General features: G+C 56.0%; 15 protein-coding genes. 10 read left to right on the top strand and 5 right to left on the bottom strand.

Translation table 11 applies throughout. The features are described from left to right. Positions 1 to 8 precede the first annotated feature (8 nt). Positions 9 to 968 carry a LysR family transcriptional regulator gene (locus EUZ85_RS30230; RefSeq protein ID WP_127973794.1) on the bottom strand — a complete coding sequence of 320 codons (960 nt, stop codon included), beginning with the start codon at positions 966 to 968 and terminating at the stop codon, positions 9 to 11. A gap of 228 nt (positions 969 to 1,196) precedes the next feature. Here EUZ85_RS30230 and gmk point away from each other — a divergent pair, with 228 nt between their 5' ends. The 4 genes from gmk (at position 1,197) to EUZ85_RS30210 (ending at position 4,945) form a co-directional block, all read left to right on the top strand. Then, positions 1,197 to 1,823, top strand: a complete 627-nt coding sequence (gene gmk, locus EUZ85_RS30225) for a guanylate kinase (RefSeq protein ID WP_127973793.1) — start codon at positions 1,197 to 1,199, stop codon at positions 1,821 to 1,823. A gap of 49 nt (positions 1,824 to 1,872) precedes the next feature. Continuing rightward, entirely contained in the window at positions 1,873 to 2,082 is a 210-nt protein-coding gene (gene rpoZ / locus EUZ85_RS30220) for a DNA-directed RNA polymerase subunit omega (RefSeq protein ID WP_127973792.1), read from the top strand. 162 nt (positions 2,083 to 2,244) lie between these two features. Next, positions 2,245 to 4,374 (top strand): bifunctional (p)ppGpp synthetase/guanosine-3',5'-bis(diphosphate) 3'-pyrophosphohydrolase, encoded by a 2,130-nt coding sequence (locus tag EUZ85_RS30215; RefSeq protein WP_127973791.1) that lies wholly within the window; start codon positions 2,245 to 2,247, stop codon positions 4,372 to 4,374. Between the two features lie 184 nt (positions 4,375 to 4,558). Next, complete coding sequence (locus tag EUZ85_RS30210; RefSeq protein ID WP_011400015.1) at positions 4,559 to 4,945, top strand: RidA family protein; 387 nt, start codon at positions 4,559 to 4,561, stop codon at positions 4,943 to 4,945. A 65-nt stretch (positions 4,946 to 5,010) separates the two neighbouring features. On the opposite strand, the gene EUZ85_RS30205 is transcribed toward EUZ85_RS30210, so the two are convergent. Next, positions 5,011 to 5,892, bottom strand: coding sequence for an NAD-dependent epimerase/dehydratase family protein (locus EUZ85_RS30205; protein WP_127973790.1), 882 nt, complete (start codon positions 5,890 to 5,892; stop codon positions 5,011 to 5,013). Positions 5,893 to 6,206: 314 nt separating this feature from the next. Between EUZ85_RS30205 and EUZ85_RS30200 the strand changes: the two genes are divergently transcribed. From EUZ85_RS30200 to EUZ85_RS30185, 4 genes are all read left to right on the top strand, one after another. Next, positions 6,207 to 7,145: a hydrogen peroxide-inducible genes activator gene (locus EUZ85_RS30200; RefSeq protein ID WP_127973789.1), complete on the top strand. Its 939-nt coding sequence runs from the start codon at positions 6,207 to 6,209 to the stop codon at positions 7,143 to 7,145. Between the two features lie 27 nt (positions 7,146 to 7,172). Further along, positions 7,173 to 9,239 (top strand): ATP-dependent DNA helicase RecG, encoded by a 2,067-nt coding sequence (gene recG / locus EUZ85_RS30195; RefSeq protein WP_127973788.1) that lies wholly within the window; start codon positions 7,173 to 7,175, stop codon positions 9,237 to 9,239. A 160-nt stretch (positions 9,240 to 9,399) separates the two neighbouring features. Next, positions 9,400 to 10,806: an HDOD domain-containing protein gene (locus EUZ85_RS30190; protein ID WP_127973787.1), complete on the top strand. Its 1,407-nt coding sequence runs from the start codon at positions 9,400 to 9,402 to the stop codon at positions 10,804 to 10,806. Between the two features lie 230 nt (positions 10,807 to 11,036). Next, positions 11,037 to 11,288, top strand: a complete 252-nt coding sequence (locus EUZ85_RS30185) for a hypothetical protein (RefSeq protein ID WP_011400010.1) — start codon at positions 11,037 to 11,039, stop codon at positions 11,286 to 11,288. 74 nt (positions 11,289 to 11,362) lie between these two features. Here the strand turns inward: EUZ85_RS30185 and EUZ85_RS30180 are convergent, their stop codons facing one another. Then, a complete protein-coding gene (locus EUZ85_RS30180) occupies positions 11,363 to 11,818 on the bottom strand; it encodes a DUF2489 domain-containing protein (RefSeq protein WP_127973786.1) in 456 nt (151 codons plus the stop codon). Positions 11,819 to 11,999: 181 nt separating this feature from the next. Then, positions 12,000 to 12,194, bottom strand: a complete 195-nt coding sequence (locus EUZ85_RS30175; protein ID WP_127973785.1) for a DUF6316 family protein — start codon at positions 12,192 to 12,194, stop codon at positions 12,000 to 12,002. 420 nt (positions 12,195 to 12,614) lie between these two features. On the opposite strand from EUZ85_RS30175, the gene egtB reads away from it, so the two are divergent. Both egtB and egtD read left to right on the top strand, forming a co-directional pair. Further along, entirely contained in the window at positions 12,615 to 13,910 is a 1,296-nt protein-coding gene (egtB, locus tag EUZ85_RS30170; protein WP_127973784.1) for an ergothioneine biosynthesis protein EgtB, read from the top strand. Continuing rightward, complete coding sequence (egtD, locus tag EUZ85_RS30165) at positions 13,903 to 14,883, top strand: L-histidine N(alpha)-methyltransferase (protein WP_127973783.1); 981 nt, start codon at positions 13,903 to 13,905, stop codon at positions 14,881 to 14,883. Before egtB ends, egtD begins: the two co-directional genes overlap by 8 nt. A 34-nt stretch (positions 14,884 to 14,917) precedes the next feature. Here egtD and EUZ85_RS30160 read toward each other — a convergent pair whose 3' ends face one another. Then, entirely contained in the window at positions 14,918 to 15,709 is a 792-nt protein-coding gene (locus EUZ85_RS30160; RefSeq protein WP_164887397.1) for an RMD1 family protein, read from the bottom strand. Positions 15,710 to 15,861 lie beyond the last annotated feature (152 nt).

Here is a 15,861-nt window from a genome sequence, read left to right as displayed (position 1 = left end):
GTCTGGGTTCAATCCCCCAACGTCAGATATTCCATCATCCAGGGGTGTTCGGTCGCCATCAGCGACAGGAAATCCTGCTTCAATATTGCGATACAGTCCTGGGCGATTTCCCGGGGCAGGTCTCCCAGTTCTCCCTTGCGGGCAGTAAGAGTAATCGAGCGGAACAGCTGTTCGCCGGGCAAACGGCGGATTTGTACGTGATGCTGCTTGATGCCGCTTTGGAATAAACACAGAGGCGTGGTGATGGTCCAGCCCATGCCCGCCGATACGGCGGAGACAATGGCGTAAGAGTTGTCCAGCTGCAGACGGTCCGGGGCTTCCACCCGCACCGCGCGCAAATGCCGCTCGATGCCCCGAGCGATGAGGGAATGAGCGCCGTAACGGACAAAGTCCAACTCCGCCGCCAGTTTGTTGAGGTCATCGACGGGGCCGTTGTAGTCGTTGGGAAGAGCCAGAATGAACGGCTCCCGCAGGATGCGGTAGCGGGACAGATCGGCGTAATCCTCCAAGGCGTCGTCGGAGATAATAATGTCTGTGTTGCGCGAGAGCAGGGAATGGCCGTGCAGATGCGAAAGTCCCGTGCTGATCGACCAGTCATGGGCGCGTTTTTTCACCGCATCCAGCAGCGATCGTCCTACCGAGGTGACGATGGAATCGGTTAACGCGATCTTTATGAGGCGCAATTGCGCGAAATCCGACTGCAGAATGGCCTGACTGGTCTGTTCCGCTTCCTGCAACAGGGCGGTGCTGCGGTCATACAGAAAGCGCCCGGCGCTGGTCAGCTCCATGGGGCGGACTGTGCGATCGAACAGCCGGGTCTTCAGCGACTCCTCCAGCTTGGACAAAGCCTGGGAGATAGAGCTTTGCGTCATTCCCAACTGCTCAGCGGAGTGGCTCATATTCCCAGTCTTGGCGACGTGGGCGAAAATCCTCAGAGCGCGGAGATCGAAACCGAAACGTGTTGCCATAACTTCTACGAATCACGGTTGTATGCATGGGCGTTTATCGCCTGTTTCAGGATTGCACGGAGCGGCCTCTGAATGCAAAGGTCCGCTACAACCCATCACAACTCTGATACTATTGTTGATTAACTAGAGCGTGTTGGTTAACTGGAATTCGTTGGTTAACTTGATTTGTTAACTGACCGGATTACTTAATCATTTTTCGCCAGCACCCAGAATAACGAAGGATATCTCATGGCCAGAGGTCAGTTATATATTATTTCAGCGCCCTCCGGGGCGGGTAAGACCAGTTTGGTGTCGGCTTTACTCAAAGAAGATAAACTGGCGCAAGTCTCCATCTCCCACACGACTCGTCAGGTGCGTCCGGGCGAACAGGATGGGGTGAATTACTTTTTTATCTCCCGCGAAGAGTTTCTGGCGCAGGCGCAGGCGGGAGATTTCCTGGAGCACGCGGAAGTGTTCGGCAATTTCTACGGCACGTCTCAGGCCTGGGTGGAGTCCACTTTGGCGAAAGGCGTCGACGTTATCCTGGAAATTGACTGGCAGGGTGCGCAACAGGTGCGCAAACTGCGTCCGGAAGCCAAGTCCATATTCATCCTGCCTCCTTCTCTGGAAGCCTTGCAGCAGCGCCTGGAATCTCGCGGTCAGGACAGCGCCGAAGTCATTCAGCGCCGTTTGCAGGAAGCAGCGAATGAAATTTCCCATTATCCTGAATACGACTATCTTGTATTCAACGATGACTTCGATCACGCGCTGGTGGATTTGAAGTCCGTTTTCCGGGCTGAGCGGCTGCGTTTATCCGTGCAGCAAGTGCGCTTCGAAGCCGAGCTACGCGGGATGTTGTCATCCCAGTCGAGTTAGCCTAAACTACGCGGTCATTTTCTGAACTGGCACTGGTAAAGGGTGTGTTATGGCGCGAGTAACCGTTGAAGATTGTCTGGATCATGTAGATAACCGTTTTGAGCTGGTCATGCTGGCTTCAAAGCGCGCTCGTCAGATCAGCCAGTATGGCAAAGACCCTAAAGTCGAGTGGGAAAACGATAAACCCACTGTCGTCGCACTGCGCGAAATCGCTGCGGGCCTCGTCACATCTGCGATGCTTGAGCAAGACGAAGACTAACGTCCGGGGCCCCGCAAAGGGGCCTGACTTCACCCTCTCTTGAAATTCCCCTCTTTATCTTTATATTGATTTATACAGCTGTAAAAAATCTGGGCTGATTGTCCGGTTTTTTCATCTCCACCTTTTTTATTTTGTGTACCGCTTATGTTGTGAAGGTCCCTTGTGCCGACGATTGATGCGCTTGCTGAACGTTTAAAAACCTATTTGGATAACCACCATATCAATGTGGTGCGGCGAGCGTTTTACTACGCCGAGCAGGCGCATGAAGGGCAATACCGGCAAAGCGGGGAGCCTTACATCACCCATCCGCTGGCGGTGGCCAATCTCCTGGCCGATTTGCAATTGGATCATCAGTGTCTGGCGGCGGCCATGCTGCATGACGTCATTGAAGACACCGGCATACCCAAAGATGCGCTCAGCGGCCAGTTTGGAGAGAGCATCGCCGAATTGGTGGATGGCGTAAGTAAGCTGACCCAGATTGAGTTCAAGTCCAAGGCGGAAGCCCAGGCGGAAAACTTTCAAAAGATGACTTTGGCCATGGCCAAAGACATTCGCGTTATCCTGGTGAAGCTGGCGGACCGTCTGCATAACATGCGCACGCTGGGACCGTTGAAACCGGAGAAGCGTCGTCGGATCGCGACGGAGACGCTGGATATCTACGCGCCGATCGCAAATCGCCTTGGCATCCACACCATGTGTGTGGAGCTTGAGGACCTCGGGTTTCAGGCCATGTTCCCGATGCGCGCAAAATATATTCAGGAAGCCGTACGTAAACTGCGCGGCACCCATTACGAGATCATCGAAGAGATCAAGCACAAGCTGGAAAGCAAACTGAAGGAGCGCGGTCTGTCCGTGCGTATTCAGGGCAGGGAGAAGCACCTGCACAGCATTTACCAGAAGATGAAGGCCAAACGACGTTCATTCCATGACATTATGGACGTGTACGCCTTCCGCATTATTACCGACTCCGTGGATAGCTGTTACCGAACGCTCGGGGTGGTCCACGGCATGTACAAGCCGGTGCCGGGCCGCTTCAAAGACTATATCGCCCTGCCCAAGGCCAACGGTTATCAATCCATTCACACCACGCTGTTCGGCTCCCACGTCAATATCGAAATCCAGATCCGCACCGAAGAAATGGACAAAGTCGCCAACAGCGGCATTGCGGCGCATTGGGTTTACAAGAGCGCCACCTCTGACTTGGCGGATAACCAGCAGATGCGGGCGCAGAAGTGGGTGAAGGATTTGATGGAGCTGCGCGAGCGGGCGGACGACTCGTTGGAATTCATCGAGCATGTCAAAATCGACCTGTTCCCGGACGAAATCTACATCTTTACGCCGAAGGGCCGCATCATGGAGCTGCCCGGCGGGGCGACTCCGGTGGACTTCGCGTACGCGATACACACGGATATCGGCAACTCCACGGTGGCCTGTCGCATTAACAAGCATCTGGCTTCTCTCAGTATGCCGCTGAAGAGCGGGCAAACTGTGGAAATTATTACCGCGCCCGGCGCCAAGCCAAACCCGGCGTGGCTCAACTTTGTCGTCACCGGCAAGGCGAAGAGCAACATCCGTCACTATCTGAAGCAGCAGCGCCAGAGCGAGTCCCGTGATCTGGGGCGGCGCCTGCTGAAGAAAAACCTGCAGGCGTTCGGCAAACGACTCGACGACATCAGCGAGCAGCACAAAGAAAAAGTGCTCAAGCATAATCAGGCCAGCAGCTTCGACCGCCTGCTAGAGGAAATCGGGCTGGGCAGCCGCATGGCGTATATTGTAGCCCGGCAACTGGTGTCTGATGGCGAGCCGACGGAAAGCCATGACATGGAATACCGCGAGGACGACAACAAGCCGTCCTTGATGGTGGAAGGCGCTGATGGTCAGGTATTGAATCTGGCGCACTGCTGTAAACCGATTCCCGGCGATCCCATCGTCGGCGTCATCAATCGCGGCGCGGGGTTGATGATTCACTCCGAAACCTGCGACAAGATCAAGAAATTCCTCCACGACCCTGAGCACTGCATCCATCTGACCTGGGCCAAGAACATCACTGACGAGTTCTCCGTAGCCTTGCGGGTCGAAGTGGAGCGCCAGCGGGGCGTCATCGCCGAAATCGCCAGCGCGGTCACCATGGCCGACGGCAATATCGAGAAAATCAATGTGGAAGAGCAAAACGCCCGTCTCAGTGTGGTGAGCCTGATCATCAAAGTTCAGGGCCGTATCCATCTGGCGCGGGTCATGCGTCGCCTGCGTCATCTGCTGGCGGTGACTTCCATTTCCAGGGTGAAACACTAAGCGGCCGGGAACGCTGCGCCAACCTTATCCATCCTGCTAGCTGATCCGTTTCCTGAGTACTGTCTGACAGTATTCGCAAACCGGAGAAATCCGGTAAGATGCCGTTCTTTCAACACAGTATCGGCGGTAACTATATCCAAGGCGGCGTTGTCCGCGGCGGAACGAGAATAATGAGGCAACAGATATGACTAATAAATCCGTTATCCAGACTGAAAATGCGCCCAAGGCGATCGGCACCTACTCCCAGGCTGTAAAAGCCGGTCAAACCGTATACCTGTCCGGTCAGATTCCATTGAATCCCGAGACAATGGAACTGGTGAGCGGCGATTTCGCCGAGCAGACCAGGCAAGTATTCGATAACCTGCGCGCCGTATGCCGCGCCGCCGGCGGTGATCTGGGCGATATCGTCAAGCTGAATATCTATCTGACCGACCTGAGCAACTTCGCTACCGTCAACGAAATCATGGCGACTTACTTCAAAGAGCCTTACCCCGCTCGCGCTGCGATTGGTATTTCCCAGCTGCCGAAAGGCTCTCTGGTGGAAATGGACGGCATCATGGTGACTTCCTGATCCGCTGATTCCTTCTCCCCGGTCCGGCTCCGGACCGGGAAGCTTTCCCTGCTAGCTTCTGATCTTCACTCTTTTGTATTCGCCTGACTGTTTTGGGCGATATATGCCTCAATCATTTCCCCATAGCCTTCTCGAAATGTGGGATAGCTGAAGCGAAAACCACTGGCCAGTAGCCGTTGGTTGGCGCAGCGTTTACTGCCTGCGCGGCGTTTTTGCTGGGCTGGCGCGGCTTCCGGCGCGCACTCCGCGCGAGAGCAGGCTTGCTCTCGAATCCATTGCGCCACGTTGTGCATGCGCACCGGCTCGCAGTCGCTGGCCAGGTAGCAGGATTGCAGCGGCTTGTCGGTAGCGAGTTCCGCAAAGTGACATAACACGCCCACGGCGTCCTGCTCGTGGATGCGATTGGTATAGCCGCTAGGGCCAGAGAGGGCGACCTGTCCATCCAGCGCCTGCTGCAACAAGCGTGTGCGGCCAGCGCCATAGATGCCGGAAAAGCGCACCACGGTCGTCGCAATATCGGCGTCCGCCAGCAACGCCTCCGCTTGCAGCAGGGTAGCGCCGGAGAAGCTGGAAGGCGCTGTGGCGCTGTCTTCATCGACCCATTCGTCGTTTTCCTGACCATACACACTGGTGGAGGATACAAACAACAAGCGCTTGATTAAGCCGTTGCTCAGGCGGTGCAGAACGCGTTGCAGGCTTTTCACGTAAACGGCTTCATAGCCTTCCGGCGTAAAGGCGGAGGGTGTGAGGCAGTAAATGGCGACGTCGATATCGACGGGCAGGGCGTCCAAAGCATCCTGCTCCAGATCCAGCGCATAGTGGGCGACGCCTTCCGGCTGTTGTGGCGTGCGCGATACTGCGAGGATGTCAAAACGGTCTTGCAGGCGCGCCGCCACTTGGCGATTCAGCGCCCCAAAACCGAGTAGCAACAGGCGTGGTTGATGCATTGCGTCTATCTCCAATCAGGCTTATGCTAGCTCTTGGCTATTAAGTCGAAAAGTTCAATATGGTCAGACTATTAAGCCAAGTCTGCGAAGCGGTTTCTTAACCGGCGCGCCGGGCGTATAAATTGGCGCATTCGGAACCCTGGAAAACAAGTGATGCAGGGTAGAGTATTCCCTGGCGTTCTGAAATGTTTTCCTGGGGAAAGCAGGAACTCCTGGTCCCACAGGCTGTCCATAAAAAGATTTGAGCCGATAAGTAGTCGTCCGGAAAGATGACTGAGCGCTTAACGGATGGAAAACAACATAGTGAGAAACACATGACTCTGACTGAATTGCGTTACATTGTTACTCTGGCTGAAGAGAAGCATTTCGGCCGCGCCGCTGAGCGCTGTTTCGTCAGTCAGCCCACCTTGAGCGTGGCGGTGAAAAAGCTGGAGGATGAACTGGGGGTCACCCTGTTCGAACGCAGCAAGAGCCATATCACTGTCACTGACACTGGCAAGCGCGTGGTGGAGCAAGCCTTGCGCGTACTGGATCAGGTCAGCGTCATCAAGGATATCGCCCAGGCGGGTAAAGATCAGTTGTCTCAGCCGCTGCGCGTTGGCGCGATTTATACTATCGGGCCCTACCTGTTTCCTCATCTGATGCCTGAGTTGCACCGGGCGGCGCCGCAAATGCCTCTGTATATAGAAGAGAACTACACCGCCGTATTGCGGGAGAAGCTGCGCCACTCTGAGCTGGACGCCATTATCGTGGCGCTGCCCTTTAATGAACCGGAAGTCGTGACTCTGCCGCTGTATGACGAACCTTTCGTTGTGTTGATGCCGGAAGATCATCCGCTGTCCCAATACGACGAAATCGACAGCGAAATGCTGCCCGCCCACGACCTGCTGTTGCTGGGACCGGGACACTGCTTCCGCGATCAGGTGCTGGACGCCTGCCCGGAATTGTTCAACCGTATGGGTAAAGAACCACCCCGCAGTGAGCGGCCGGCGCATATCATCACAGAAGGCAGCTCGCTGGAAACCATCCGCCACATGGTCGCTTCCGGCCTTGGCATCACCGTTCTGCCGTTGTCCGCCGTGCGGGAAGATCGCTACGCCAGCGGCTTGCTGACGACCCGGCCATTCAAATCACCAGCGCCTTATCGAACGGTGGGGCTGGCCTGGCGCGTCACCTTCCCGCGCCCGAAAGCGATCGACATGGTGGCTTTGGCGGCGGGGCAGTGCCGGGTGGTTGAGAAGCGCGCCAGTTAAAGCAAGACGGAAAAGGATCGCCTTAGCGTGTCTATTGAACAGCCATTGACCGAACTGAAAGGCGTCGGGCCGGCCCTGGCGGAAAAACTGGCGAAGCTGGGCCTGCATACGGTGCAGGACCTGCTGTTTCACTTACCCCTGCGCTATGAGGACCGCACCCGAGTGACGCCGGTTGCTCAGGTGCGAGTGGGGATGCCAGCGCAAGTCGAAGCGACGGTGGTGGACTCCCGGGTCGAACTGGGGCGCAAACGCAGTCTGCTGGTGCGGGTGCGCGACGATAGCGGTGAGATCGGCCTGCGTTTTTACTACTTCACCGCGCAACAGAAGAATCGCTTCAGCCCGGGCCGTAAATTCCTGTGCTACGGCGAGGCGCGCCTCGGCCGTAGCGGGTTGGAGATGTATCACCCTGAAACCACTCAGGTGGATGAGTTGAAACCGGCGGAGATGGAGCAGCGTCTTACGCCTATTTATCCAACCACTGAAGGGTTAATGCAAAAACGGTTGCGCGATCTGTGTCAGCAGGCGCTGACGCTGATGCGCCGTTACCCCATCAAAGACTGGCTGCCCCAGGAATTACGCAATCATTATCAGATGCCGGAGCTGAATACGGCGCTGGATTACCTGCATCACCCGCCGGTGGGCGCCAATGTGACGGCGCTGGCGGAAAGTCGTCATCCCAATCAGCAACGTCTGGTGGCGGAAGAGCTGCTGGCGCACCACCTCAGTCTGTTGCAGTTGCGGCAGGAAGTGCAGTCGCAACCGGCCCCGGCGCTGAGAGCTGGCGCTTTACAACAGCGCTTTATCGAGCAGTTGCCTTTCGCTTTGACCGGCGCGCAGAAACGCGTGATCGGGGAGATCGAACAGGATGTGCGCGCCTTGGTCCCGATGTTGCGTCTGGTGCAGGGCGATGTCGGCTCCGGCAAAACGGTCGTTGCTGCGGCGTCAGCCCTGTGCGCTATTGAAACCGGCCATCAGGCGGCGTTGATGGCGCCGACGGAAATCCTGTCAGAACAGCACTACAAGACGCTCAGTCAGTGGCTGGAGCCTCTGGGCGTCAGCGTGGTATGGCTTAACGGCAAGCTTAAGGCCAGTGAGCGGCAAAAAGTGCTGGATGCAATTGCTTCTGGCGCAGCGCAACTGGCTATCGGCACTCATGCCCTGTTTCAGGATCAAGTCGAGTTCGCACGACTTGGCCTCGCTATTATTGACGAACAGCACCGCTTTGGCGTGCATCAGCGACTATCGCTGCGGGAGAAAGGCGCCCGTTCCGGGCAGGCTCCTCATCAGCTGATCATGACCGCGACGCCGATTCCCAGAACTCTGGCAATGAGCGCCTACGCGGATCTGGACACCTCTGTGATCGACGAATTACCGCCGGGACGCACGCCCGTGGTCACGGCGGTCATTCCCGACATCAAACGGGACGATGTGGTGGAGCGGGTGCGCAAAGTCTGTCTCGAAGGACGTCAGGCTTATTGGGTCTGCACCCTGATTGAAGAATCCGAAGTGTTGCAGTGCCAGGCCGCGGAAGCGACGGCGGCGAATCTGGCGGAAGCCTTGCCGGATTTGCGCGTAGGCTTGGTGCACGGCCGGATGAAGGCGGCCGAGAAAACCGCCGTCATGGATGACTTTAAGAACAATCGTCTGCACTTATTAGTGGCGACTACTGTCATCGAAGTCGGCGTGGACGTGCCCAACGCGAGTCTGATGATCATCGAAAACCCTGAGCGTCTTGGGTTGGCGCAGCTGCATCAGTTACGCGGCCGGGTTGGGCGCGGCAGTCACGAAAGTTACTGTGTGCTGATGTATCACCCGCCGCTGTCTCTGGCCGGCAAAGCGCGCATGCAGGTTATGCGGGACAGCAACGACGGCTTTGTCATCGCAGAAAAGGACCTGGAGATTCGTGGACCGGGAGAAGTGCTCGGCACCCGCCAAACCGGTTTGATTCAGTTTCGCATCGCCGATCTGCAACGGGACCGACAGTGGTTGCCGGTAGTGAAAGAAATGGCTCTGAGCGTCATTGATCAGACGGACGTGACGGAAGCCCTCATCCGCCGCTGGATCGGCCACCGCGCGTTATACGGTAAGGTCTGAGCGGGCGCGCGTAGCACTCCCTTACCAATCATTACAAAAGATACCCTAAGCCAGCAGAACCCCCGAAACCTGCTAAGCTACAATTAAAGTAATGATGAAAAATCCCCCTGATATTAGAAGCCGGTTTATTTTATTTCTCCCATACGAGGCGATAAGAGATATGGCCGTTCCAGCAGCCGTTGCGCGTTTACTAGAGGACTACAGCACTCAAAGGAGCGACTTGGCGGAAGACGCCGCCAAGGTGCGGGAAGTAGCGGGCAAAGACGCGCCGACGGAAGCGAGAGTGCGGGCTATTATGCTGCACGACGAGGCTGGCGTTCTGCAGGCGGTGATACCTGAAAGCACTATCCTTGATCTGGACCGGCTTAATGAGGGCGTGGGCCGCAACTTGCGGGCTTTGCCGCTGGCGGAACTGGATGAACTGCGCAAGCGCCTGCAATGGTATGAAGTGCCGGCGCTGCCGGACCTGACCGGTTGCGACGCGGTGATTGACGCCCGCCTGAGCGCACTGGATGAAATTTTCCTGCCGTCCTCGGAAGAAGATAAATATCTGTGCATGAGCCGCCGCTTGTTCGAAGCCGCCATGGGGGCGGTCAAGAGCATGCAGATCAGTGTGCGCCTGCCTGAAATCGCCGTTAACCATAATCAGCCGGCGAAAGACATGGATCAGATCAACAAGGCGATTTCCAGTTTCACCAGTTTGCGTATTCAGCGCCGCCTGGAAGATACGCTGGAGATGCCGCCGTTGCCGGAGACCGCCCAGCGCATCATCAAACTGCGCGTCGATCCGGAAGCGGGCATTTCCGAACTGGCGGATATTGTAGAAACCGACCCCAGCCTGTCGGCTCAGGTGGTCAGTTGGGCCAGTTCCTCATTTTACGCCGCCCCGGGCAAGATCCGCTCCGTGCATGACGCCATCGTGCGGGTGCTGGGATTTGATCTGGTCATGAATCTGTCCATGGGGTTGGCGCTGGGAAGGACGCTGGAAGTGCCAGAGGAACGCGGCGATGGCTTTACTCCCTACTGGGAGCAGGCGGTGTGGACCGCCACGCTGTGCGGCGCGCTCACCACTGCGATACCGAAGGAGCGTCGTCCTGAATTTGGACTGGCGTATCTGGTTGGGCTGTTGCACAACTTCGGCTATCTGGTGCTGGCTCATGTGTTTCCGCCGCACTTCTCGCTGATTGGTCGTTACAACGAAGCCAATCGACACGTGGATTCCGAGAACTGCGAACAGTTTCTGTTAGGCATCACACGGGAGCAGATGGGCGGCAAGTTGATGGAAATGTGGAACATGCCGGAAGAAGTCTGCGTGGCTTTGCGCTATCAGAAAAACCCCTACTACAACGGCGATTATGGGGTATACAGCGCCTTGCTGTTCGTCGCCACCCAGCTATTGCGCAAACACGGCATCGGCGAAGGCCCGGCGCAACCTGCGCCTCAGTCCATATGGGACGATCTCGGCCTGACCCGCGAGCGCGCCGAGGAAGTGCTGCAGGAATTGCTCAGTATGTCCGAAGATATGAAGAGTCTGGCGGACAATCTGGCGGACGCCACACGCAGCTGATCCGTTTCCGGGATTAATCTCCTCCTTCGTGGTTACTTTGTGTAAGTGGGAATTTAAAAATAATGTGACAGGTTTCACATTATTTCAAAACTGTGTCTATAGTTAAGTTGTAAGCTCTTTAAGAACCATCAACCAACCGATCCACTCGCAACGCCTGCCATATAAGGCCTGCAGACGGACATAAACACCACCGAAGGCGCTTAATAAACTTTACCGACAGGAGGGCTGTCATGGGCGCGCTTATTTTCAATCAAGCCAGCATTTATCACTTGCAGCAGTTGGAGTATCAGTTCCGCCGTCGATTCGGCGAACGTTACCGGCTTTCCGAAGAAAGTTCGCGCATGGAGCTTATTACTAAGTCATCGCAATCGTCTGACATCATCATTCAGAAATATTTCCGGAAGTTCGCACATGAGCTGGAGCCGGAATTGATCAAAGAACTAGTGTCCCGAGGAGTGGTTCCTCCGAAGCTCTGGAATTGATTTTTTGTGTAAACCCCAGAGACTTTAGTCCTTTTGCCCCGTTCTGCGGGGCCTTTATTAACGGATGTCAGTCCTTAGAATGAATGCTCCAGAATCGCTTTGGAAGCATCAAGAATCTGCTCCCGATACTTTTCCTCCAAATCCCAGCGCTGCTTGTCCAGCTTAAATAAAAAGCGCTTGTCCACTTCCTTGCGGGCCCCATGAGTGGGCATGTGCTCAGTTTCTTTGTAGATCTTACTGAAGATGGCGTAGGGCTCCCGCTCATGCAGGCTGGGGTCGACGGCGTCGAGCAACACTTTGATGCGGATGCTGCCCTCGGACAATTCCACCTGATCAGACAGGATACAGCGTGCCAGCACCGTGATGCTTTCGATGGCGTGGGCGCGATTCGCCTCTGTGCGGCTTTGCTGCTCCGCTTCCAGTCGGCGGTGTTCTTGCAAAGTGCGGAGTTGGCGACGGATAAAAAATCCCAGAAACAGACAGACGGCCAAACCGACCAAAATAAGAATCCATTGTAAATAAGCAGGCATTGGGGCAATTCCGGTAGGTATTCAATTCGCGCGGACGCCGGCCTCGCGCCGACATGAACATGGTGCAGATTATTGGCGATCCGGCGACAAAATGATACCCGCGCCGTAATGGCCGGGCCAGGGACATGATTCTGTCACACTGGCGCAGCAGGATAGGGGGGAGAGTCGCCGGGAAGCTGGCTCAGGCGTTGGAAAACTGGTCTACCTGATTGGTCAGGCGGATATACATGGCTAACTCGTTTTCAGCTTCGGTGATGGATCGGTATGGGCCTTCCTGGGTGTTTTCTCTAGTCATGAAATACCACCCGTCGGAAGTGTGGATGAATCGCTCACTACGGAACCAGGAACGATCAGCTTCGCCAGCGCGTACTTTCATAGCCTGCTACCTCTTACTGCTTGGACTACGAGGGGATGGCCACAGGAACCTATTTTAAGGTTAGATCGTTTTTTGATCTATTATTAGACTGATTGGCTATAAAAAAGCCTGTCACTCAGATTGCGCTGGCATAAACGCAAGATCAGAGTTCATAGAGGGAACGCTTTGGTTCCTTCCGGACGCATTGAAATTTAAAGGCGTCAGAGTCTGTAAGCCCGGCCCCATGGGCTTTGGCGGGTATTTCAGCCGCCGTACGGGAGAGCATTAATTGATCAGGCATTTGTGAAATTTGTCTGCTATGGTGATGTGAGAGCTCGCAGTACCCGAACTTCCGCTGTGAACCGGGCGGCGCCAGCCGTCTTCTGATCCGCCGTTCGGGCAGCCTACGTCAAACCCCATCAAGAACAAGGAATAGAACCTATGGCGGTGACGAAGGAGACTCTGGCCGAATTTTTTTCAGCCGTCAGAGGCGCCTCCCATGAGCTGATCCAGGGATTAAGCGTTGAGGACATGCTGCTGCAGTCCATGAACGACGCCAGTCCTATCAAGTGGCATCTCGCCCACACAAGCTGGTTTTTCGAAGAATTGATTCTCGCCCCGTTCATGAGCGGTTATGAGCGTATGAACGATGGCTTTCGCTATTACTTCAATTCCTATTACGAAGCATTGGGGGAGAGGCATCCCCGGGCGCGACGAGGCATGCTGAGCCGGCCTTCTCTGGAGGAGGCGCTGGCGTACCGTGAGCATGTCGATCGCCATATCCTCGCTCTGTTGAGTAAGCCTGACCCGGACCCGCAAATACTGCAGCGGGTGGAACTGGGCCTGCATCATGAAATGCAGCATCAGGAACTCATGATCACCGACATGCTGCATGCTCTCAGTTTCAACCCCGCCTATCCCGCCTGGAAGCCGCCGCTGCCTCCTGAAACAGAATCCAAGCCCGCCGCGCCTCTGGAATGGTTCGACAGCGACGGCGGTTTATTTGAAATCGGCGCGCTCAGCAAAGGCTTCAGTTACGACTGCGAAGGTCCCCGTCACAAGGTGTTTCAGGCGCCTTTTCGTCTCGCTTCCCGGCCTGTGACCAATGGCGAATGGCTGGCGTTCATGGACGCCGACGGCTATGAGGACCCCCAACTTTGGCTTTCCGACGGCTGGGCGGCGCGATGGCGGGAAGACTGGCGCGCTCCCTTGTACTGGATCAAACGTGACGGCGGCTGGCTGCGATTCACCCCTCATGGTCTGACGCCTCTCAATCCGGATGAGCCCGTGTGCCACGTGAACTATTTCGAGGCGGACGCCTACGCCCGCTGGGCTCAGGCGCGTTTACCCAGTGAAGCCGAATGGGAAATCGCTGCTCGCAGCTACTTGGCGGGCATCGCCAAAGAAGGGGACTCAGGCGGCGTGGCGCCGGGTCGCTTTATGGAACAGGGGCGCTGGACCCCCTCTGTCAGTCAGCCTCAGCAGGGGCAGGCGCTGGCGGATATGTTCGGCAATGTGTGGGAATGGACGCAGAGCGCCTATTCCTCCTACCCAGGCTTCAAACCTTTGGACGGAGCCCTGGGAGAATATAACGGCAAGTTCATGTGTGGTCAGTTTGTGTTGCGCGGGGGCGCCTTTACCTCTCCGCGGCGGTTGTTGCGGGCCAGTTATCGTAATTTCTTTTATCCCCATCAACGTTGGCAGGCGACAGGAGTGAGGTTGGCGCGAGATGATTGAACCAGTTATTAAGGAACTATGTGAACACGAAGTTATTGATAAGGCGTTTTTAGCGGACGTGGTGCAGGGCCTGTCCGGCTGGCCGAAAACGCTGCCGTGTAAATACTTTTACGACCAGCGCGGTTCGGAGCTGTTCGAGCAGATATGTGACGTGGACGAGTATTATCTGACTCGTACGGAAATGGGCATGATCGATTACGTGGCCCGGGAAATGGCGCAGAGACTCCCGCATATCGGACAGATCGTGGAGTTTGGTTGTGGAAACTGCGAAAAGGTGCAGCGACTGCTGGATGCCCATCCCAGGGTTGATGGATTCGTCGCCATCGACGTGTCTGAAACCTTTCTGCTGGAGAGCGTTAAAAACCTGAGCCAGCGTTATCCTGCTTTAACGGTGACGCCGGTAGTGGGCGACTTTATGGAGGCGCAACCACTGCCGGACACCACAGGACCTCGCATGGGCTTTTTTCCCGGCTCGACTATCGGCAATCTGCAGGCCAGGGACGCGCGACGTTTTCTTTACCGGGTTGGGCGTACGCTAGGGGAAGGCGGGTATCTGCTGGTTGGCGTGGACACCCTGAAAGATCGCCGTATTCTACTGCGCGCTTACGATGACGCCAAAGGCGTGACGCGAGAGTTCAATCTCAATCTGTTGCGCCGCATGCAGCAGGAACTGGGCGCAGAGCTGACGCTGGAGCAGTTTGCCCATGAAGCCCGCTTCAATGAAGCGAAGAGTCGCATAGAGATGCACTTGCGCAGTCTGTGCGACCAGTTTATCGCTGTGGGCGGCAAGTACTTCCATCTGTCGAAAGACGAAACCATCCATACGGAAAATTCTCACAAATACACCGTGGAGCGTTTCCAGGATCTGGCGACGTCGGCGGGCTGGCAGTCGCGTCGGGTATGGCTGGCGGAGGATGACATGTACAGCATGCATCTGCTGCAGTATGAAGGCGGCGTCAGAATGACGGACTGAAAAACGGGGCCAAGAGGCCCCGCATTCGCCGGAATCAGTGAGTGAAGAACAGCTCGTAGAGCGTCAGCAGTATCTCAAACACGATCAGGATGACGATGTACCACTCCACCCGCAGACTGCGTTTGGCGGTAATGATGTCGAGTACGGTTTGCGAGGTGCGGGAAATGATTTCCATCTTGCGCTCCAGCGCTTTGTCCCGCTCCCGTATTTCGAACTCATCGGACAGGCGCAGGTAGAAGCGCTCCAGCTCTGGGAAGTCCCACAACAGGTCCGGCTTTTCGCCCACTTCGACGCGGCCCACCATGATTTGTTGATTCAGCAGCACCTTACCGATTTGCTTTAGCAGCTCCTGCGTCTTGGCGCCGGTGCGGCCCTGAGAGTGCAGGAATTCCGCAAGGGGACTGATGCGCTCCAGGTTACGGCTCTCCTCTAGCTCATAGAATTCCAGGATCACGGATTTCGCCATCGCATCGGCGATGATCTGTAGCTTCTCCACAGTGGGTGCGAACACGCTGATGATGTTGTCGGCGACGGTGTCGGACGGCGTGGTGGTAATGGAAAGCTCTGATTCTTCCACTACAGGCTTGTCCAGCGGGCGTTTGGTATGCAGCATGATTTCCCGCATCAGCGCCGCCTCGTCCTGAGGTTTGACGTTGAACATCACCACTACGCCGTAGCGGAAGATAGTCACGTAGGCGGCTTCCTGCTCCACCATCAGTGTAAGTGGATTACGCGCGCAGGCTTTTACTTTTTCCAATTGACGAACATCTATCTGGTCGCCGATATAAAGCGCCCGGATAAGCAATGAACTGATATCCTGAAACATCGAAGGTCCTGATTTAACAAAAAATGACGGTTCCCGAACTCCCGCTGAATAACGGGCGCGAAGCGGCGCCGTCTTCAATGAGCTTAGCACGAAAGTGAACAAGGTAGAGGACGGAAAAGCCCAGGATTGGTATATTTCCTGAGGATGTTCAG

It is taken from the genome of Hahella sp. KA22 (assembly GCF_004135205.1).
Classification (GTDB): Bacteria; Pseudomonadota; Gammaproteobacteria; order Pseudomonadales; family Oleiphilaceae; genus Hahella.
This window is presented reverse-complemented; position numbering and strand designations above follow the sequence as displayed.